The sequence below is a fragment of the Streptomyces albipurpureus genome (assembly GCF_023701525.1).
In the GTDB taxonomy this organism is placed as follows: domain Bacteria; phylum Actinomycetota; class Actinomycetes; order Streptomycetales; family Streptomycetaceae; genus Streptomyces; species Streptomyces albipurpureus.
This window is the reverse complement of sequence record NZ_JAMQAW010000055.1, coordinates 1-21,182: the sequence shown is the minus strand read 5'-3', so window position 1 is coordinate 21,182 and position 21,182 is coordinate 1. Positions and strand designations below refer to the sequence as shown.

The 21,182-nt window shown below is 68.4% G+C and carries 14 protein-coding genes and 2 CRISPR repeat arrays; of the genes, 10 read left to right on the top strand and 4 right to left on the bottom strand.

Annotated features, from left to right (window positions below; translation table 11 throughout):
• Positions 1–84 precede the first annotated feature (84 nt).
• Positions 85–356: direct repeats of the CRISPR family, unit length 28 nt; unit sequence GGGCCACCCCCGCGCCTGCGGGGACCAC.
• Between the two features lie 270 nt (positions 357–626).
• From NBG84_RS32925 to cas2e, 8 genes are all read left to right on the top strand, one after another.
• Complete coding sequence (locus tag NBG84_RS32925) at positions 627–3,821, top strand: CRISPR-associated endonuclease Cas3'' (RefSeq protein ID WP_250923352.1); 3,195 nt, start codon at positions 627–629, stop codon at positions 3,819–3,821.
• A gap of 87 nt (positions 3,822–3,908) precedes the next feature.
• Positions 3,909–5,804, top strand: coding sequence for a type I-E CRISPR-associated protein Cse1/CasA (gene casA / locus NBG84_RS32920; protein WP_250923351.1), 1,896 nt, complete (start codon positions 3,909–3,911; stop codon positions 5,802–5,804).
• Positions 5,805–6,232: 428 nt separating this feature from the next.
• The gene (gene casB, locus NBG84_RS32915) at positions 6,233–6,940 is read left to right on the top strand and encodes a type I-E CRISPR-associated protein Cse2/CasB (protein ID WP_250923350.1); all 708 of its coding nucleotides are present in this window, start codon (positions 6,233–6,235) and stop codon (positions 6,938–6,940) included.
• A 5-nt stretch (positions 6,941–6,945) separates the two neighbouring features.
• Complete coding sequence (cas7e, locus tag NBG84_RS32910; RefSeq protein ID WP_250923349.1) at positions 6,946–8,148, top strand: type I-E CRISPR-associated protein Cas7/Cse4/CasC; 1,203 nt, start codon at positions 6,946–6,948, stop codon at positions 8,146–8,148.
• Positions 8,145–9,029: a type I-E CRISPR-associated protein Cas5/CasD gene (gene cas5e, locus NBG84_RS32905; RefSeq protein ID WP_250923348.1), complete on the top strand. Its 885-nt coding sequence runs from the start codon at positions 8,145–8,147 to the stop codon at positions 9,027–9,029. Before cas7e ends, cas5e begins: the two co-directional genes overlap by 4 nt.
• A 4-nt stretch (positions 9,030–9,033) precedes the next feature.
• A complete protein-coding gene (cas6e, locus tag NBG84_RS32900) occupies positions 9,034–9,810 on the top strand; it encodes a type I-E CRISPR-associated protein Cas6/Cse3/CasE (RefSeq protein ID WP_250923347.1) in 777 nt (258 codons plus the stop codon).
• Between the two features lie 7 nt (positions 9,811–9,817).
• A complete protein-coding gene (cas1e, locus tag NBG84_RS32895; protein WP_250923346.1) occupies positions 9,818–10,885 on the top strand; it encodes a type I-E CRISPR-associated endonuclease Cas1e in 1,068 nt (355 codons plus the stop codon).
• Positions 10,882–11,160, top strand: a complete 279-nt coding sequence (gene cas2e / locus NBG84_RS32890) for a type I-E CRISPR-associated endoribonuclease Cas2e (RefSeq protein WP_250923345.1) — start codon at positions 10,882–10,884, stop codon at positions 11,158–11,160. Before cas1e ends, cas2e begins: the two co-directional genes overlap by 4 nt.
• 136 nt (positions 11,161–11,296) lie before the next feature.
• A CRISPR array of direct repeats spans positions 11,297–11,568; the repeat unit is 28 nt; unit sequence GGAACACCCCCGCGCGTGCGGGGACGAC.
• A gap of 141 nt (positions 11,569–11,709) precedes the next feature.
• On the opposite strand, the gene NBG84_RS32885 is transcribed toward cas2e, so the two are convergent.
• The 4 genes from NBG84_RS32885 to tsaD form a co-directional block, all read right to left on the bottom strand.
• Positions 11,710–13,014, bottom strand: a complete 1,305-nt coding sequence (locus NBG84_RS32885) for an NsdA family TPR-like regulatory protein (protein WP_250923344.1) — start codon at positions 13,012–13,014, stop codon at positions 11,710–11,712.
• A gap of 1,015 nt (positions 13,015–14,029) precedes the next feature.
• Entirely contained in the window at positions 14,030–16,687 is a 2,658-nt protein-coding gene (gene alaS / locus NBG84_RS32880; protein WP_250923343.1) for an alanine--tRNA ligase, read from the bottom strand.
• Between the two features lie 25 nt (positions 16,688–16,712).
• Positions 16,713–17,276 (bottom strand): GNAT family N-acetyltransferase, encoded by a 564-nt coding sequence (locus NBG84_RS32875; protein ID WP_250923342.1) that lies wholly within the window; start codon positions 17,274–17,276, stop codon positions 16,713–16,715.
• Between the two features lie 122 nt (positions 17,277–17,398).
• The gene (tsaD, locus tag NBG84_RS32870; protein ID WP_250923341.1) at positions 17,399–18,457 is read right to left on the bottom strand and encodes a tRNA (adenosine(37)-N6)-threonylcarbamoyltransferase complex transferase subunit TsaD; all 1,059 of its coding nucleotides are present in this window, start codon (positions 18,455–18,457) and stop codon (positions 17,399–17,401) included.
• A 163-nt stretch (positions 18,458–18,620) separates the two neighbouring features.
• Between tsaD and cbiE the strand changes: the two genes are divergently transcribed.
• Positions 18,621–19,991 carry a precorrin-6y C5,15-methyltransferase (decarboxylating) subunit CbiE gene (gene cbiE / locus NBG84_RS32865; RefSeq protein ID WP_250923340.1) on the top strand — a complete coding sequence of 457 codons (1,371 nt, stop codon included), beginning with the start codon at positions 18,621–18,623 and terminating at the stop codon, positions 19,989–19,991.
• 69 nt (positions 19,992–20,060) lie between these two features.
• Positions 20,061–20,822, top strand: coding sequence for a precorrin-4 C(11)-methyltransferase (gene cobM / locus NBG84_RS32860; protein WP_250923339.1), 762 nt, complete (start codon positions 20,061–20,063; stop codon positions 20,820–20,822).
• Positions 20,823–21,182: the final 360 nt, after the last annotated feature.

Here is a 21,182-nt window from a genome sequence, read left to right as displayed (position 1 = left end):
TCTGGGTTCCTCTCATAAAACCCATCTGACCTGCTATCACCACCCCCCGCATCCCGGGGGAACCTCAGATCGGAACGCGCCTCGGGACCACCCCCGCGCATGCGGGGACCACCGCAAGGAGAGCGCGATTCTCGACGCGCTGACCGGACCACCCCCGCGCATGCGGGGACCACCCATACCTGAAGCAACCTAACCGTTCACCACGTGGGCCACCCCCGCGCCTGCGGGGACCACCCGTACCGACTGGTGATCGGCTATGAGTACCGAGGGCCACCCCCGCGCCTGCGGGGACCACACCCCCTCGGTGAGCATGTTGGTGACCTCCTGCGGGCCACCCCCGCGCCTGCGGGGACCACACTTCCTGACCTGGGGCGATTCTAGCGATCATGGTCGATTTCCTTTAGTTGGAATCGACTCACCAGCCGCTCCACCCCGGTTCGTGAGTTCAACGTACCCCCACCCGCTCAACCCCCTCCCCGCGCAGTCATCCCGCATCCCCTGGATCATCCTCGACGCTCACAACCGATCTCTCTCCAGGGCGAATTGAGCAAGACCGATCATTTCTCGTCGACTGTCAGTGGCGCGCTCTAGGCTCCGGGATCAACTTATAGAGCGAAGGAGGCGACGTGTCCGGAACGAACTTCAAGGGCGAGGGTTTCAGTGATCCCGCGAACTTTGACGAGCTTGATGATGCCAACAATGCCGTAAGCCCGGACGTCGGAGCCTTCTCCCGTGACCGCAGGTGTCAGAGCAGCTTCGCACCCGAGGTCAGCGCCCCCGACCGCTTACCCCTCTTTGCCGTTCTCTGGGGGAAGTCCGAGGAGAGGGCAGGCGGGACGACCAATCTTCTGATCTCGCATCTACTCGATACGGCCGCGGTCGCGGAACGGCTCTGGGATACCTATCTCGCGCCCGCCACCAAGGGCATGTTGGACCACATCGCGGGTGGCGAAAGGAAGGGGAAGGGGCGGGCCTTCTTCAGTTGGCTCTGCGGAGTGCATGACCTGGGGAAAGCCACTCCTGCCTTTCAGTCGATGTGGCCCAAGGGCGCGAAGGCCGTCCGCGCCGCGGGGCTCGGATGGAATACGCATATCGTCAAGGCGCACCCCTGGCGGCATGATCGGGCCGGGGCCCATCTACTGCGGGAGTTGCTTCCCCAAGACGGGTGGCAGGACGAGCACATTGAGTGGGTGTGGCCCCTGGTCGCGGGGCATCACGGGGCTTTCCCCGAGTACCGGGCCACCATGCCGAATCGCAGATCAGGGAAGCATCTCGTCGGCCAAGGGCAGTGGCCCCAGGTGCAGGGCGCACTCTTGCGGTACTACACGGAGCAGCTCGGGTTTACTGGGATCGAGGAGGTCCAGCCCGTTCATATGCCATCCCGGGCCGCTCAACTGCACCTCAGCGGACTGATCGTCATGGCCGACTGGATCGCCAGTGATGAGAAGCACTTCAAAGGCGTGGACGACTTCGCGAAGGCCACCTTCAGCAGGGCAAGGGTGCGGGCTGCCGAGGCATGGGATGAGCTGCGGTTGCGCGGCGGCTGGGGGCAGCTCGCCGTGCCCGGGCCGGAGGTGTTCGCCGATCGGTTTGGGCACGGTCCCCGTCCCTCGCAGACGCTCGTGCTGGACGCGGCCCGCCGCATGGAGGCCCCCGGGCTGCTGGTCGTTGAAGCGCCCATGGGAGAGGGCAAGACAAAGGCGGCCCTGATGGCGGCCGAGATCCTCGCCGCGCGGTTCGGCGCGGACGGGGTCTTCGTCGGAATGCCCACACAGGCCACCAGCGACCCCATGTTCAGCAACGTACGGGCCTGGGCCGGGGCCATCGATGAGGGCCTGGCCGACCGGGTCGCGCTGCTGCACGGCAAGCGCATGTTCAACAAGGAGTGGCGTGAACTGCTGGAGGGCGGTACGGAAGATCCCGACGCCCGGTTCGGCAGTGTCGATGAGTTCGGCGGCTGCTGGGAAGACGATGAGTACGGGCTCACCCCGAGGGCCGAGGGGTGCCCCCAGTCGCGCGGGCCCGCAGAGTGGTTTCTCGGTGCCAAGCGTGGGCTGCTCTGCCCCTTTGTCGTCGGCACCATCGACCAATTGCTGTTCGCCGCGACCCGTACCAAGCATGTGATGCTGCGCATGGCCGGGCTGGCGGGCAAGGTTGTGGTGCTCGATGAAGTCCACGCGGCCGATGTCTATATGTCGCAGTTCCTCAAGGAAGGCCTGCGCTGGCTCGGGCAGGCGGGCACCCCCGTCGTACTGCTCTCCGCGACCCTCCCGCCCGCACAGCGCCGCGAGCTTGTCGACTCCTACCTCGCAGGTGCCGTATCCCGAGAGGAGTTCACCGCCGACGAACTGCCCGAACCGTCCGGCTATCCTTCCGCCACCGCGGTCTGGATGGCCAAGGACGGCTCAGGCCCCCGCTATGACGTGCGGGCAGGCACCAGTTGGCGTGCGGACCTCCAGGTCACAGTCGAGCTACTCCCCGAACGCATCCCGCCAGCTCAGGCTCCCATTGAGGACCGTGAGGCCGCCCTGGCGGAAGCCAACACGGCTGTCGTCGAGCTACTCCGTCGCGAGCTGGGCGACAGTGGCAGTGGCAGTGGCAGTGGCAGTGGCAGCGATGGCCATGGTGCTGGCGGCAACGGTGAAGGCGGCAGCGATGGTGGGGACGGTGGTGACGGCGATGGTAGGGAGGGCGGCGGCGGCTGTGCACTGGTCATCCGTAACACCGTCGAGCGTGCCCAAACCCTCTACACCGCACTGCGCGAACACTTCCACGACGAGGTGTTGTTGCTGCACGGCCGCCTCGCTGTTGCCGCCCGCGCCGATCGCACCGACACCTGTCTCCGTCTCCTGGGCGCGCCCAAGGGCACAACACCGCGGCCGAAGCGGCTTATCGTCGTCGCCACCCAGCTCGCCGAGCAGTCATTCGATGTGGACGCGGACCTTCTCATCACCGACCTCGCCCCCACTGATCTCCTCCTCCAGCGCGTCGGCCGTCTCCATCGACACAACGGTGTTACGCGCCCCGGGGGACTCACCGACCCCCGTGTGGTGATCACCGGATTCGACCATGACGCTGAGAGCAGAGCGCTGCCACCGCGATTCCACGGCGGCTCGGAGTTCATCTACGGACGGCATCTGCTGCTTCGCACCGCAGCTCAGGTCCTGGGGACCGCTGCCAAGGCCCAGCCCTGGAGTATCCCCTCCCAGGTCCCCGAGCTGGTCGCCGCCTGCTATGACCTCAGAGCCGGGGATGCCGACGTCAGCGCTGGCGCCCCGGAGGACCTCATCCCACCCCAGTGGCGCGAGAAAGCGGAGAAGGCCCAGACCGAGTGGGAGAGCAAGCAGCGTGAGCGGGCGGAAGAGGCCGCGACCTACCTCCTCACCCGGCGCGGTGACCGCGAGGGCGAGACCCTGTCCGGTCTGCACTACGCAGCGGTCCCCGGCGCGGGACGGGACACCGATATGGACGCCGTGGTGCGCGATGGCGAACCCAGTGTCGAAGTCATTCTCATCCGCCACGACGGCGCGACCTATCGCACCCTCTCGGGCCGATCCCTGACCGTGAACGGCGATGTTCCCGACGCACTGCTCGACGATGTCCTCGGCGGTACGGTCCGCCTGCCGCCGCGCTATACGGAAGCTGCGCAGCAGCTGACCCCACTGCCCGGCTGGCTCGGTCACCCCCGGTTGCGCTACAGCCCCGCGCTCGTCCTCGGCGTCGATCACCGCTCGGCTCCCCTCGCCGATCGAATACTCAGCTACGACCAAGAGCTCGGACTCGTCGAAGAGCGGCCTATACCTGCCACTTCCACTCCGTGACTCAGACTTTGCGACATTATTCAAACTTCCTGCCAAATGTCTTGCGCATGAGTAGAGTTGCTGCCGCCTCACAGGGAGAGGCAGTGCTTGGGGGGAACCAAGTTGTTCAATCTGTTGGATGAGCCATGGCTGTCCGTGCGCCGTGGCGACGACTCCATGCGTGCTGGCTCAGGCCTGGTAGAGGACATCGGATTGCGTCAGCTTCTGCTGGAGGCCGATCGCTTCCAGGATCTCATCGTCGACCTGCCCACTCAGAAGCCGGCGCTCTATCGTCAGCTGCTGCTGCCCATCGTCCTCGACGCACTGAGCCGACCCGGTAAGCCGGGCGACTGGGCCGTGATGTTCGAGCGGGGCGCCTTCACCTCGGAGCAGCGATCCAAGCTGACCGACTACTTCTCCGAGCACCACGATCTCTTTGACCTCTTCGACCCTCAGAACCCCTTCGGCCAGGTCGCCGATCTGCGCACGGCAAAGGACGAGACCAAGGGCTCCGCGCTGCTGGTCGCCACGGCGGCCACCGGCAACAATGTCCCGCTGTTCTCCTCCCGCACGGAGGGCGATCCGCTGGAGTTGTCTCCAGCCCAAGCAGCCCGCTGGCTGCTGCACACCCACTGTTGGGACACGGCTGCCATCAAGACCGGTGCTGTCGGCGACGCGCAGATGAAGGCCGGGAAGACCACGGGTAATCCGACCGGGCCGCTGGGGCAGCTCGGCGTGGTACTGCCGCGGGGACGGACCGTCTACGAGACGCTGCTGCTGAACATCCCGTCCGGGCAGCCGATCGTCTCGGACGATCGGCCGCAGTGGCGTAGGCGAGCGCGGGACGGCAAGATCGAGGAGACCCTGTCCTGTGCCACGCCCGAGTGGCGGATTCGCCCGGCCCGCGGGCTTCTGGACCTGTGGACCTGGCAATCGCGCAGAATCAGGCTCATTCCCGAGGAGACGCCCCTCGGTATCACGGTCACCCGGGTCATCGTCGCTGCCGGAGACCGGCTCACGGCGACGCCCCCCGAGGAGCCACACACCACCTGGAGCAAGCCGCGCATCAGTACTCGTCCCAGGAAGGCGACGAGTACGAAGAAGACGACGGCCAGCACCAGGCCCGCGAAGGCCCCCGCTGCTGAGCGCCCCAGGCAGCACCGCCCAGGGCAGGCTGCCTGGCGTGGGCTGGGTGCCCTGCTCGCTCTCGGCAGCGCCACCGATGACCGGGACGCGACCACCAAGTCCGCTGGGTTCCGCAGCAGTGTGCTGCTGGGACACCTCGCCGAAGTCGCCGACCGGATGTCGAAGACCTACCCCCTCCAGGTCGAGCTGACCGGCATTGTCTACGGCAACCAATCCGCAGTCATCGAGGACGTGTTCTTCGATGAACTCCCGCTTCCACTGGCCGCACTCGACCCGGATGGCGAAGTGTGCGAGGTCCTGCTCGATGTGGTGGGCAAGGCGGAGGAGCTGGCCACAGCGGTCAATGACCTCTCGGCGGATCTACGGCGTGCGGCCGGTAGCGACCCGATCCCCTGGGACAAGGGCCAGCGCCCCGGCGACACCCTGCTGCACGCCCTCGACCCTCTGGTACGTCGACTCCTGGTCGGGCTGCGCAAGGCAGACGAAGCCAGTGGTGACATGGACCAAGCCAACGGTGACCTGGGCCAAACCAACGGTGACATCGACCAAGCCGGCACGGACGGCCATGGCAGCCCGGAGTGCAACGCCGTGGTCGATGGGATCGATGGGGGTGCTGTCGGCGATGAGGTCGACAGGTTTGAGTCAGGCCGGTTGGCATGGGAACAGAAGGCCGGGCGTCTTACCTGGATAGTCGCCGAGCAGGTCTTGGCCACGGCCTCACCAGGGTTGTTCAGTGGCCGGAAGGTCACCAAAGACGGTAGGGAGATCGTGCATCGGCTCAGCACGGCTGAACGCGCGTTCCGATGCCGAGTGAACAAGATCCTCTCCCGTCGCGCTGCTCATCTCCGCGGTGAATGAATCCGCATCTGGGCCCAGCCACTTGGCTTGATGACCTTCCTACCGCCCGCGGCCACCATGACCAGTGGCCCGGGACGGACAATCCTCGACCTGTCGGCTGAAGGCCCATGCCGACGCCCCCGCCACGGCTGCGGTGTATGGGGTGCTGATCGCCAACGCCCCTGATCTGACGTCCCGATGCCCTGATGCCTCGATGCACCGATGCACCCGATATCCGACTGAAGCCGACCGACCGCGTGCTGATGCCGAGCAACTGAGCCATCGCCCTCGAACAGCCCCCCGAACAGCCCCGTCGACAGCCGATCCACCAAGGAGCCAATCCACCGAGAACTCAGCTACTGAACAAGTGAAGCGACTGAAGCAAGTGAAGCAACTGAAGCAACTGAACAACTTGAGTGATGGAAAAATCCGAAGGGGGACCGACCGCAGTGCCCACCAACGCCCGCGCCGATACCGATACAGATACCGCCGCCCGGGTTGCCCGCCGCTATTGGAACCAGCATGTGACCGGCGCCGGCAACTGGCGCCGAGACGCCTTCAGCGGGTCCGAGCTTCGAGCCGCCGGTGAAGACCTCGCAGCCCTCCGCTCGGGCCTCGGACGTCCCGCCGCGACCGTTCCCGCCCTCTGGCGCTACTACACATCCCCCGTTGACGGCCGGGTCACCCCCGAGCTTGAGGCGGAGCACGCGGCCCTCGCTCTCTACGGCCTCCATCAGCAGAGTCAGAGCAGCCCCATGCACCGAAGGGGAGTCACCATAGGAACTGCTCTGCGAGCCCTGCACCGTAGTGGCCGGTTCAGCGAGGAAGCGGTCGATCGCCGAGTAGCTGCGGCTGTCCACACCACCGCCGTCCCCGCCCTGCTCTATCGGCTCCGCGGGCTGGTCACACAGCTGCGCGCGGTGCAACAGCCCATCGACTACGACCAGTTGCTCTCCGATGTCTGGCGTTGGAGCCATCCCGAGCACCGACAGCGGGTCCGCCGGGAGTGGGGTCTCGCCTACCACGCCTGGGGCCCCTCGTCGCAGGACCGCACTCCCGCACCGGGGCGGCCAGCGTCACCAGATGGCAAGTCCACTACCACTGGCACCAAAGCCCCCAACCCCGTGCAGCACGCGTCCGCGCCATCCACCCCATAACGCGAATGAACAGAACCCCGGAGGAATCCATGGCGCTCTCCGCGTCCCGCACCTACATCGACGTCCACATTCTCCAGACCGTCCCACCGGCCAACCTCAACCGCGACGACCAGGGAAATCCGAAAGAGGCCTACTTCGGCGGTGTGCGCCGCTCCCGGGTCTCCTCGCAGGCATGGAAGCGTGCCACCCGTACGCACTTCACCGAGCGCCTGCCCCGGCAGGACCTCGCGACCCGTACCCGCCGTGTCATCGGTGCGCTCGCCGAGCAGATCGCCGATCGCACCGAACTGGACGCCGAAGCCGCCACCCGTCTGGCCAACGCCCTCCTCGCCCCGCTCAAGATCAGCGCGGGCAGGAAGGAGGGCGACACCGCGTATCTGTTCTTCTACGGCCGCCCCCAGCTGGTAGCCGTCGCCGAGCTGGTACGGGAGAGGGCCGCGGAGCTCGCCGCCCTGGACGACACCGCGCTGGCCGACGAGATCAAGCAGTTGGCCGTCCAGGAGAAGTTCAGCACCGGCCATCCCATGGACGTGGCGCTCTTCGGCCGGATGGTCGCCGATATCCCCGCGCTCAATGTCGATGCCGCGACCCAAGTGGCGCACGCTCTCTCCACCCACGCGGTGGAGTTGGAGTTCGACTACTTCACAGCCGTGGACGACGAGCAGAAGAAGGGCGAGGAGACCGGTGCCGGAATGATCGGCACGATCGGCTTCAACTCCGCGACCCTGTACCGGTACGCATCGGTGGGTCTGCACCAGCTGAGGGCGAACCTCTCGGACGATGAGGCGGCCATCAGCGCGGTGGAGGAGTTTCTGACCTCCTTCGCCCGTTCCATGCCCACCGGCTACGGCAATTCCTTCGCGCATCGGACCCTGCCCAGCCTGGTGGCCGTCGTCGTGCGTAAGGACCAGCCTGTCAACCTGGTCTCGGCCTTCGAGGAGCCGATCGATGTCACCTCCGACTCCATCACCGGCGTCACCTCCGGCATCGCGGCCGCCTCCGCCGGCAAGCTCGCCCAGGAGCAGAACAGGGCCGTCAAGGCTTGGGGCGACGCCCCCGCCCTCACGGGCCTCTGCCACACCTTCGATGAGTCCGGCGACACCGCGAAGCTGCTGGAGAGCGCCTTCGGTGAAGCCATTGCCTTTCCCCAGCTGCTGACCAGGGTCCGGGCCCACCTCACCGACGTTCCCGAGCAGGCCACCCGATGAGTGGTCCCCACAACGGCCCGACGGTCCTGCTGCTCAGGCTTGCCGGGCCCCTGCAAGCATGGGGCTCTCGCAGCGCGTTCAACCGCCGCGAGACGGGCGCCGAACCGACGAAGTCCGGAGTGATCGGACTGCTTGCCGCGGCGGCGGGCTACGCCCGTGACGATTCGCTCGACGAACTGCTGCCCCTGCGCCTGGGCGTACGGGTCGACCAGCCGGGGACCCTGCTGCGCGACTACCACACGGTCAGCGACTACCGGGGCCGCCCGCTGCCTCAGTCCGGTGTCACCGCCAAGGGCGTGCAGAAGCCGACAGCACCGGCCAAGCACACCCATGTCACCACCCGTTACTACCTCCAGGACGCCGTCTTCCTCGCCGCGGTGACCGGCCCGTACGACCTGCTCAGAGCCCTGGACCAGGCTGTACGCACCCCGGCGTTCCCGCTTGCGCTCGGTCGCCGATCCTGCCCGCCCACCCAGCCCATCTCGCTCGGGCTACGTGATGGCGATCTCGAAGACGCGCTACGGGAGGAGCCCTGGCAGGCGTCCGCTCGGGCACGCAAGCAGTACGCCAGGCAGTGGGGTCGCGAGCGGGGTCACGACGGTCCTCTCTATCCGGCCCGGGTCGACCGCTCCGTGACCGTCGAAGACCCGGAGGGCAATGACGTACTCCACGACGCTCCCGTCTCCTTCGACCCGCACGCCCGTCGCTTCACCAGTCGTCGCGTACGGCATGGCTGGCTCAGCATCCCCACCGACTTCCCACCCCCACCCGCCGACCCCAACCAATTCGATCTCAAGCAGAGTTCAAGCGGGTCCCAGGGCAACCCGGCCGATGGAGCCGCGAGCGCTGGACACGACCCGTTCGCCCTGCTGGGCTGGTGATGTCATGACCTATCTCTCCCGTATCAGGATCAACCCTCTTCGAGCGGAGAGTCGACGACTGCTCTCCAACCCGCGTGCCCTCCATGGCGCGGTCATGGGAGGACTTCCGGGCGCCGCAGACAGCGAGCGCACACTCTGGCGGCTGGACGCGGACAATCCGCACCGGCCGCAACTGTTTGTCCTTACCCGCTCCAAGCCGGACTGGACTCATATCGTCGAGCAAGCGGGGTGGCCGGACGCCGATGGCGAACACGCGGCGGTACGTGACTACGAGCCGTTGCTCGACCAGATCGCGACCGGCCGGGAGTTCGCCTTCCGGCTGACGGCCAACCCCGTACAGAACACGGCGTCCCCGACGAAGCCCACTTCCTCGCAGCGGGCACGGCTGGACGCCATGGAGGACGACAGGCGTGCCCGCGGCTTTCGGCTCGCCCACCGCACGGCGGCGGCGCAACTCGACTGGTTCCTCGCCCGGACGGAACGCTGGGGCTTCGCCGTACCCGACGCCCGCACCGATACGCCAGTGGCCGGTCTTGCCGATGCACCGCCGCCCGAAGAACCGAACAGTGCCCGGGACATCCGGATCATTGACCGCAGCCGCCACACCTTCACCAAGGGCGGCCGTGGACCGCGGGTCACCTTCCACAGCGCCACCTATGAGGGGCGCCTGCGCATCACCGACCCGGCGCTCTTCACCACCCGTCTGCTGGAGGGCATCGGCCCCTCGAAGGCGTACGGCTGCGGACTGCTGACCCTGGCGCCCCTGCCCGGAAGCGGGTGACGGCACGATGGCCGACATCTGGTGGAAAGCCGACGCGCACGATCTGCACCGCCTGGTGGACCGGGTATCGAGCGTGTACGTCGAGCGCAGCCATCTGGACCGCGATGAGAACGCCGTCGTGGTGATCAACAAGCGCGAGACGGTACGGATACCGGCAGCGATGATCGCCGTGATACTGCTCGGCCCCGGCACCCGCGTCACCCATGGCGCGATCCGACTGCTCGCGGACTCCGGGACTGCGGTGTGCTGGGTCGGCGAACAGGGCGTACGGATGTACGCCGCCGGCCTCGGCCCCAGCCGCAGCGCGGGGCTGCTCCACCGCCAGGCCTGGCTGGTCACCCGCCCCAGGGAACGCCTCGGTGTGGCACGGGCGATGTATGGGATGCGCTTCCCCGGCGAAGACGTCTCCTCGGCGACGATGCAACAACTCCGTGGCCGCGAAGGCGCCCGCTTCCGCAAGCTCTACCAGGAGCACTCCCGCCGTACCGGAGTCGCCTGGGACGGCCGGGTCTACAAGGCAGGTGACGCCTTCGCCGCCGGTGACGACCTCAACCGCCTGCTGTCGGCGGCCAACGCGGCGCTCTACGGCATCTGCCATGCGGTGATCGTCGGCCTGGGAACCAGCCCGGGCCTGGGCTTTGTCCACACGGGCTCGGCGATCTCCTTCGTCCTGGACATCGCTGACCTCTACAAGGCCGAGTACACCATCCCCCTGGCCTTCGACCTGATGGCCGGCGGCCTGACGGACGAACGGGACGCCCGGGTCGGCCTGCGCGATCAGATCGCGGAGACCAAACTACTCGGCCGGATCGTCAGCGATGTGAAGGGACTTCTCAGCCCAGCGGGCACGGACTTTGACACTCCCGAGACCAGCGAACTGTGGGACGAGAGGCTGGGCTCGGTGTCGGCCGGTGTCAACTACGCCTCGGAAGCCTCCACCTTCGCGGAAGCCGTGCTGGGAGACCAGCACATCGCGGTGATCGGCCCGGAACTTGAGGAGGGAAGTCCCGGAGCCTCGGGGACTTCCGAACCGTCGGGGGCTGAGGACCGTCCTGGCCGGAGGCGATCCGAGTGACGGTCATCGTCCTGATCGCCGCCCCTGAGGGCCTGAGAGGCCACCTCACCCGCTGGATGGTCGAGGTCAACGCAGGCGTCTTCGTGGGCAACCCAAGCCGCCGCGTCCGCGACCGCCTCTGGGAACTACTCGCATCAAGGATCGGCGACGGCCAGGCGGTCCTGGTAGAACCGGCCCCCAACGAACAGGGCTGGGCAGTCCGCACGGCGGGCCGCGACCGCTGGCGCCCGGTGGACTTCGACGGGCTGATCCTTACGGCACGGAATCGTCGCTGAGGGGGGCGGAGCTGGTGTCGTCCCCCGCAGAGGGCAGGGACGACACCAGCGCCTAGCCGGGCCTAGCGTCAGCTTGGGGATACCCCGCATGTGCGGGGACGACGGAAAAGGAATGAAAGCGATGACGGTGCCGGGGGGAACACCCCCGCGCGTGCGGGGACGACGCCCGCATCACCCTCGCCCGCGACGACGCCGACGGAACACCCCCGCGCGTGCGGGGACGACCGGTGCCGCAGCACGCGGACCGCGTTAGGCGTCGGAACACCCCCGCGCGTGCGGGGACGACGCGTAATTCGTCATAGACATGGACAGTGACCCGGGAACACCCCCGCGCGTGCGGGGACGACGTGCGGTCGACACCGTCCCGCTCGTCCATGAGCGGAACACCCCCGCGCGTGCGGGGACGACACTTGTTGACCTGGGGTGATTCTAGCGATCATGGGCGATTTCCTTTAGTTGGAATCCGGGGTCTTCGCCCTCCTGATCCCTCAACCCAGCTAGACGAATCCATGCCTTCATTGTTCCCCAGGTAGATGGCCTCAGCGCGGTTCAACCCGGATACGGGCGCGCGTAGAGGTCGGGCACATGGTGGGGGCGGTCGGGGTCAACGTCGGTGAGGGCGCGGATCGTTGTGGACCATCCGTAGAGTCGCTCGTCCAGGTCTCGTACGCACTGCTCGTGTTGGTGCCGGGCCAGTGACCTCCGGACCTCGCGGACTCGGTCCATCCCGGTGGCGCACCCGGTCAAGGACAGCTGGTCCAGGGCTCTGACCGCCCATGCGCATGCCTCTTCGGGGTGTCCGGACGCGGACTCGACCGCTGCGAGGTCGCCAAGGATCGCTATGGACTGTTTGGCCTCTGCTGGCCCGAGTGCGTTGAGGGCGCCGGTCAGGGTCTCCCTTGCCTGCGGCAGGTGGCCGGCTTTGAGTTGGGTGTTTCCCTTGAGCGCGGCCAGATGTACGGAGCTGAACCAGTCAAGCCAGGCGGGTGTCTCGTACTCACTGCCGGACGTCAGAACGTCCTCGGCGTGCTCGATGAGGTGCAGGGCTGCCTCCGCGCGTCCGCAAAGGGTCTCGCACTCCGCCTCTACGGTGTCCAACCAAGCCCATAGTTCGGCGCTCGCCGGGCCTCGTCGTGCGTAGGCGCGAGCCGCGGAGACCCGTTCGGACGCGGCTTCACGATTGCCTTCCCATCCTGGGATGAGGGCCGTATGGGCCAGGATCGCCGAGCCCAGCAGCGGGTCGTTGGCCTCGCTGGCGGCCTGCAAGGCGCGGAGCAGGGTGGCGTCCGCGCGCTCTGGCTCGCGAAGGTCGAAGAATTCGATACGCCCCCCGAGCATCCAGGTCTCGGCCAGTGCCGCGGCGACCGTCGACCGGGTGTGACCTGCGGTCTTCGGGAGTAGGGCGCAGCCGAGTACCGCGTGGGCGATCACGGCCGGGTGGAGGGCGGTCGGGGAGACCGACCAGTAGAGATGTCGGTGGGAGTGAGTGATCGCCTGGAAGTCATCCGCGACCGAAGCCGGTTGGATGGCACAAATCCCCCCTGCCGGTGCCGGAGCGAGGGTCGTCATGGCGCCTGGTCGTTGGCGTCCGGCGGAACCGTGGGCAGTGCGCTGGTCCCGGCCGTTCGGTGGGGTGAAGCCCAAGGTCTGCATGTCCAGGCCCAGGAGCTGGGTCAAGGCCTGTTGGCAGTCGGGGTGGGGCCAAGGAGGGCTATCGCTCTCCCACCGACGGATCTGCCGCTCACCCACTGACAGGCCGAGTTCATTCATCGCCGCTGCTAGAACCTGCTGCGACCGGTAACCAGCCGCCAGGCGAGCGGCCTTGAGCCGAGTGTTTCCTAAGCGCTGCGTCACTTCACCGTCTCCTCCGACTCATTTCAAGTTTCGTCATAGGCCCTCTCATTAAGCAACCATCATTCAAAAAGACATACATAAGCCCGGGTTTCGGCAACCTAAAGCCCGCATTAAGTCCTCCTATGAAGCGAGCTTGTGCCCCACTCTGGAGGAACCACGATCGGCGTTCACGATGAGGGAGCCGCACATGGTCATTTTCAGTACATCAGCTCTGCACGCTTCCGCTGATTCCCATGTTGGAACCGTTGGCATGGGACGGGGTACCTCTGGTGCACCTGCGCGCGTTGGACTGACCATGGCCGTGCTCCTGAGGGGCGGCTCCGGCCGTGTACCTGATTTCAGCGCTGAGTGGGACTTGCACCGTTTGCCCGACCTCCGTGGGCCGCGCCGGCAGGCCGCCCATGTACTGGCTCGATCGAAGGTGGCCTGACATGGGTGCTATGACGATCAAGGTGTACCACGTGACATCCGACGGGGTGCGCGGTCCCGTCCGGGCGCAGGTCGCGGTGGGGACTCGCGAGGGTCCACCCATGCCGGTTGAGCCCATGTGGTCCTCCGCCTTCCCGCCTTGTTCCTGTTCCCGTTGTAAGGACCTGGCCGGCAGTCTGGAGTGCGGGTGACGGGGACGCGGGTGTGGAGCCCCAGCCTCCGGGTGTAGGGAACAGCCTTCGAGGGCGCGAGGTACGTTGACTAGGACCAAGCGCTTGGAACGCGCTTGGTCCTAGAAACAGCTCCGCTGTCGCAGGGACGGACGGCCCGAGGGTCGGCGGAATCCAGGTCCCCCAGCGGGGACACCCCCGCACTCGCGGGGACCACGGCGCAGAGCGCGCGATCGCTGGAACACCCCCGCACCCGCGGGGACCGCACTTCCCAGCCTGCCGTGATTCTAGCGACCCTGGGTGATTTCACTGAGCTGGAATCCGGATGCCAGCACCCGGCCCCCTACCCATGAAATCCACCCAGCGCACCTCAGTATGCCCAACCGCCTTTCCCCGTATCAGTCGGCAAAGAGGCACTAGCCAACTCCCCCCACCGCTGCCCGCAACGCCCCCAGCACCCGATCCAGTTCCTCGGCCCCCACCCCGCCCCCCTGCGCGGCCTCCCCCGTACCCCCACCGCGGCCTCCCAGGGCGGACTTCACCAGCTCGGCCGCCGACAGGCCCAGCTCGCGGGCGCGGGCGTTCACCACCACCGCGAGGATGCCCTTGCCCTCCACTTGGGCGGCGACGGCGGCGACGCCCGGGCGGTTGGACGGCAGGGCGTTCCGTACCGACTCGGCCAGGTTGCGGGCCTCGGTCGCCGGGGCGTTGATGGTGGTGGTGGCCAGCAGGGTGCCGGATACATCTGCTGCCGCGGAGGCCAGCTCGGCGGCGTGGGACAGGGAGGCTTCCCGGCGTAGGCGGGCGTTCTCCTTGTCGGAAGCTTTCAGGCGGGCGAGGAGGGCCGCGATGCGGTCGGGGAGCTCGGCCCGGGGGCCGGGGACCTGTTCGGTGATCTGGGTGACCAGGTCGCGTTCGCGGGCCAGGTAGTCGAAGCCTTCGAGGCCCACCACCGCCTCAAGGCGGCGCATCCCCGCTCCCACCGAGGACTCCGCCGTCAGGGACACCACGCCGATTTGGGATGCCCGCTCCACATGCGTACCGCCGCAGAGCTCCCGGGACCACTCGCCGCCGATCTCGACGACCCTGACCTTGGCGCCGTAGGTCTCGTCGAACAGCGCCAGCGCACCCCCCTGCTTGGCCTGAGCCAGCGTCATCCACTCCACCCCCACCGGCAGGTCCCGCCGTAGTGCCCGGTTGGCGGCCTCCTCGATGTCGCCGCGGACGAGGGGGGAGAGGGCGCCCCGCCAGGGGAAGTCCAGACGGAGGTAGCCGGGGCGGTTGTAGGAGCCGGACTGGAGTGCGGAGGGGCCCAGGATTTCGCGTAGCGCCGCGTGCAGGACGTGCGTACCCGAGTGGGCCTGGCGGGCGCCCAGGCGCCAGTCGGGGTCGACCGCGGCCCGGAGCACATCGCCCGCCGCCAGATCGCCCGCGGTGATGCGGATCTGGTGCGCGACAAGGCCCGGTAGCGGGCGTTGGACGTCCAGTACGTCCGCCTCCACCGAGGCCCCCGTCAGCCGGCCCGCGTCGCTTTCCTGGCCGCCCGATTCGGCGTAGAACGGGGTGCGGTCGAGGATGACCGTCACCACCGCGTCCGCTCGGGCCGCCTTCACCGGACCGTTGGGTCCCAGCACCGCCAGCACCGTTGAGTCCGTGGTCAGCGTCTCCCAGGCCCGCCAGTCCGTCGGCCCGTGTTCGTCGAGGACCGCTCGCAGGGCCGCGGTGTCCAGTGGGGCCGCGCCCTTGCGGGCCCGTGCGTCGGCCCTGGCCCGTTCCCGTTGGGCCGTCATCAAGGCGGTGAAGCCCTCCCGGTCCACCTCGATGCCCTGTTCGGCGGCCATCTCCAGGGTGAGGTCGATGGGAAAGCCGTAGGTGTCATGCAGCAGGAACGCCTGGGCCCCCGGAAGCGAGCGCCCGCCCTCCCCCTTCACCGTCGCTACCGCCGTATCCAGCACTGTTGTGCCCTGACGCAGGGTGGAACGGAAGGCGTCCTCCTCCGCGTCCGCCCGCTCGGCGCTACGGACATACGCCTCCGCAACCTCCGGATAGCTACTGGCCATACAGTCCCGAGCCACCGGCAGCAGCTCGGGCAATGCCAGCCCCTCATAGCCGAGTTGGCGCATCGAGCGCACCGCCCGGCGCAGAATGCGACGCAGTACGTATCCCCGGCCCTCATTGCCGGGGGCGGTGCCGTCGGTGAGCAGCATCAGGGCGGTGCGTACATGGTCGGCGACCACCCTCAGCCGCACGTCGGCCTGGTGGTCGGCCCCGTACCGTACGCCCGCGAGTTCGGCCGCGCGGTCCAGGATCGGGCGGGTCTCGTCGATCTCGTACAGGTTGTCCACACCCTGGAGCAGGGTGGCCATCCGCTCAAGGCCCATACCGGTGTCGATGTTGCGGCGCGGCAGCTCGCCCAGAATGGGGTAGCCGGACTTGCCGGGCCCCTCGCCGCGCTCGTACTGCATGAAGACGAGGTTCCAGAACTCCATGTACCGGTCCTCGTCCACCTCGGGACCGCCCTCGCGACCGAGCGCCGGGCCCCGGTCGTAGTACAGCTCGGAGCAGGGTCCGCAGGGCCCGGGTACGCCCATGGACCAGAAGTTGTCCTCGTCGCCGCGTGCCACGATCCGCTCGTCGGGCAGCCCCGCGATGCGGCGCCACAGTCCGCGCGCATCGCCGTCCGAGTGGTGGACCGTCACCCAGATGCGGTCCGGGTCCAGCCCGTATCCGCCGTCCGCGATCGACTTGGTCGACAGCTCCCAGGCGTGGGCGATGGCCTCTTCCTTGAAGTAGTCGCCGAAGGAGAAGTTGCCGTTCATCTGGAAGAACGAGCCGTGCCTGGTCGTCTTGCCGACTTCCTCGATATCGAGCGTACGGATGCACTTCTGCACGCTCGTCGCCCGTGGCCAGGGCGGCTCGGCGGTACCGGTCAGATACGGCTTGAAGGGGACCATTCCCGCGTTGACGAACAACAGCGTCGGGTCGGGCGTCGGGAGTGGCGCGCTGGGGACGACGGTGTGGCCGCGCTCGGCGAAGTAGTCGAGGAAGCGGGTCCGGACTTCTGGGGTACGCACGGTTGCTCCAACGGAGGCGGGGATATCAGCGGGGGGTGGTGGCCGGGTGGTGCGGGCTGAGGAAGACGACCACGCTCCGGCCCTCGGGCGCGGGATGGATGACCTGACGCCAGCCCGCCCGCTGGTAGAAGCGCAGAGCCTCATCGGCGCGTACGGACGTCAGCAGCCAACTCCTGCCGTCCGGTGCGTCCGCCGTCACCGTATCCAGCAGTGCCCGGGCGATGCCGTGACCACGCGCATGGTGTGCCACGGCGAGTTCATCGACCTCGACCGCGCCAGCCAGCCACTCGGCGGTACGCGCGGGACCGAGCGCCGCGCCCACCTGGGGGTAGCAACGGTCGTCGGGCAGCACCGCCGGGGTGGTCCACGCGGTGGCGAAGCCCACCACCTCGGTTCCGCCGACCGTGGCCAGCGCATAGGTGAACCCCGGTCGGGCCGAGTCGGCGATCAGCCGGGCCGGATAGCCGGCCGCCTCTTCGTCGTCCGCGTACCAGGGCGGTCCGCCGAAGGCGTCCCGGTACACCTTCCGGATGCCGGGCAGCCAAGCCCTCAGTTCGGGGAGGGAACCGGCCCCCACCTCGGTCTTCATACGACCGCGAGCCGGGCGGACCGCTGCCCCCGGTGCCGTATGGCCATCGGTCGGTGGTCCCGTGACCTGCGGATACCTGCCAGCAGTACCGTCATTGCCCGGTAGAGCGTTGACATCCGGTTTCATCCGGCCAACGCCCGGGAGCGGGGTTGAAGCGCCGCGTACTCCAGGGGTGCCGAGGGATCGATCGACACCTCCAGCGGTGCCGGCTCGGCGCCCGCCCGCACCAGCAGATCCCCCACCGCCGCGATCATCGCGCCGTTGTCCGTGCACAGCCCCGGACGCGGTACGCGCAGGGTGATTCCCGCCGCCCGGCAACGCTCCTCGGCGAGCGCCCGCACCCGGGAGTTCGCCGCCACCCCACCGACCACCACGAGCGTGGAGACATGGTGATCGAGACAGGCCGCGACCGCCTTGCGGGTCAGCACATCCGCCACCGCCTCCTGCAACGCCGCCGCCCCATCGGCCACCGGCAGCGGCCCGCCCCCATGACGCTCGGCCCAGCGCGCGGCGGCGGTCTTCAGCCCGGAGAAGGAGAAGGCGTACGGGTCGTCCCCAGGGCCCGTGAGCGGACGAGGGAACCTCACCGCCCGAGGATCGCCCTCGCGCGCCGCGCGGTCGATCGCCGGGCCGCCCGGATACGGCAGGCCGAAGACCCGGGCGACCTTGTCGAAGCACTCGCCCGCCGCGTCATCGAGGGTGTCGCCGAGGTGGACGATCGGATCGCGCGCCAGATCCCGTACGAGCAGGAGCGAGGTGTGCCCGCCGGAGACGATCAGCACCATGCAGGGGTCGGGGAGCGGCCCATGGTCCAGGGTGTCGGCGGCTACATGACCGGCGAGGTGGTGCACCCCGTAGAGCGGTACGTCCAGGGCATAGGCCAACCCCTTCGCGCCGGCCACCCCCACCTGCAGCGCACCGGACAGACCGGGCCCCGTGGTCACGGCGACCGCGTCGATGTCCGCCATCCGCAGACCGGCCTCGGACAGGGCCCGGTGCACCACCGGGGCGAACGAGTGGACATGCGCACGCGCCGCGATCTCGGGAACCACCCCTCCGAACCGGGCGTGCTCGTCCATGCTCGACGCCACGGCATGACCCAGCAGCACACCGTCCCGCACCAGACCAGCCCCGGTCTCATCGCATGAGGACTCGATCCCGAGCACCACCGGAGACGACATGGGTGACTCCTTCTGCCATCAATGTGTAGTTGCGAAGTGTGTGCAATAAGGGTACGGCGGTATGCACCTGGCAGGGGGCGCGGAGGGGGTGGACAGTAGAGTTTCGGCTTGTCAGGCCCGAAGACCTGGCCGCCCCCATCAGCCCCGACCAACGGGACAAGCCTTGACCCCCGAGCCCGCCGAGCTTTACGCGACGCCCGCCGCCCCTGCCACCCCGCCGCCCCCGGTCACCGTCGTCGGCGTCGGCGCGGACGGCTGGGACGGGCTGCCGGAGACCTCGCGGGCCGCGCTGCTCGGGGCAGAGGTGGTGATCGGCGGCCGACGCCAGCTGGAACTACTGCCACCGTCCTGCGTCGGCGAACGGGTGCCCTGGCCCTCACCACTGCGCCCCGCCGTCGCCGCGCTGCTCGCGACCCATCGGGAACGCGGAGTCGTGGTCCTGGCCAGCGGAGATCCCATGTTCTACGGGATCGGGCGCGCCCTCACCGAAGAACTGGGCAGCCAGACATCGGGAGGAGCCGAAGAACTGGGCGGCCAGGCGCGGGAAGGCGCGGAGCCGGACAGTTCGGTCGGATTGCGCGTTCTGCCGCATCCATCGTCCGTGTCCTACGCCTGCGCCCGCCTCGGCTGGCCGGTGGAGGACACCGAGGTCATCACCCTGGTCGGCCGACCCATCGCCAGGCTCGCATCCGCGCTCCACAACGGCCGCCGACTGCTGGTGCTGAGCGCCGGCGCCCACACCCCGGCCGAGGTCGCCCGCCTGCTGAGCGAGCACGGCTACGGCCCCAGCACGATGCGGGTACTGGAACAGCTCGGCGGCCCGGCCGAGGCACACATCACCGGCACCGCCGAGAGCTGGGAGCATCCACCCGGCGACGCACTCAACATCATCGCGGTGGAGTGCGTACGCGACTCACACGCCCCGCGCATCGGAGCGGTACCCGGCCTGCCCGATGACGCCTACGAACACGATGGCCAACTCACCAAACGCCATGTTCGCGCGGCAACCCTCGGCTCACTCGCCCCAGCCCCCGGGGAGCTGTTGTGGGACATCGGCGGGGGATCGGGATCGATCGCGATCGAGTGGATGCGTACCCACCCCTCCTGCCGAGCCATCACCGTCGAACGCGACCCGGTACGCGCCGAACGCATCGGACGCAACGCCGACCGGCTCGGTGTGCCGGCGTTGCGGGTGGTCAGCGGCCGAGCACCGGACGTCCTGGCCGGGCTTCCCGTCCCGGACGCCGTCTTCATCGGCGGTGGACTGACGGCGCCTGGGCTGGTCGACGCCTGCTGGGACGCGCTGCCACCGGGCGGGCGGCTGGTCGCCAACACCGTGACCCTGGAGTCGGAGGCGCTGCTCGCCGACCGCTACCGGCAGCACGGCGGTGAACTGGTCCGACTCGCCGTGGCCCATGCCGTACCCGTCGGAGCCTTCACCGGCTGGCGACAGGCCATGCCGGTCACCCAGTGGACCGTCACCAAACCCTCCCCGCTCCCTTCCCCGCTCCCTTCTTCGCCCGCTTCTTCTTGAACGCCCTCGTTCTTCTTTAACGCCCTCGTCGGAACCGCCCGCAGTAGGACCCGCAGTAGGAGATGACAGATGACCGTCTACTTCATAGGCGCCGGCCCCGGTGCCGCCGACCTGATCACCGTGCGCGGCGCCCGCACCCTCGCCTCCTGCCAGGTCTGCCTGTACGCGGGCAGCCTCGTCCCCCGCGAACTCCTGGCCGAATGCCCACCGGACGCCCGCCTGGTGGACACGGCCCAACTCGACCTCGACCAGATCACCGCCGAGGTCGTCCGCGCCCACGAGGAGGGCCACGATGTGGCCCGACTGCACTCGGGAGACCCTTCCGTCTTCAGCGCGGTAGCCGAACAGATGCGCCGCCTGGACGCGGCGGGCATCCCGTACGAGGTGATCCCCGGAGTCCCCGCCTTCGCGGCCGCGGCAGCGGCCCTCAAGCGCGAACTGACCGTGCCCACGGTGGGCCAGACCGTCATCCTCACCCGCGTAGCCAACCGCGCCACCGCCATGCCGGACGGCGAGGACCTGGCCACCCTGGGCCGCAGCGGCGCCCTGATCGTGCTGCACCTGGCCACCCGCTACGTGGACCGGGTGGTGGACGAACTCCTCCCGCACTACGGGCCCCAGTGCCCGGCCGCGGTGGTGGCGTACGCCTCACGCCCGGAGGAGGTCATCCTGCGGGGCACGCTGGAAACGATCGCCGCCCAGGTGAAGGAGGCGGGCATCCTCCGCACAGCGGTCATCATGGTCGGCCAGACCCTGGGCGCCGAACAGTTCAGGGACAGCCACCTGTACTCACCGGGGCGGGATCGGGCGCAGGCCGAGCACGCTTGCTGAGGGGCGTTGTAGTTTGGTGGGGTGGTGGTGACGGCGTTCGAGGGCTGGGGAGTTGGGGTGCGGGGGACCGGATTCCAACTAAAGGAAATGGCCCATGATCGCTAAGATCACCGCAGGTCAGGAAGTGTGGTCCCCGCGCGTGCGGGGGTGGTCCCTGGGCCGAGTGCAGGGTAGGACCCAGACCAGCGGTGGTCCCCGCGCGTGCGGGGGTGGTCCCCGGTGCCTTCAGCACCCCGGCGGCCCCGTAGAGTGGTCCCCGCGCGTGCGGGGGTGGTCCGGCCCGTCCAGCCGAGGTGAGGTTCCCCCGGGATGCGGGGGGTGGTGATAGCAGGTCAGATGGGTTTTATGAGAGGAACCCAG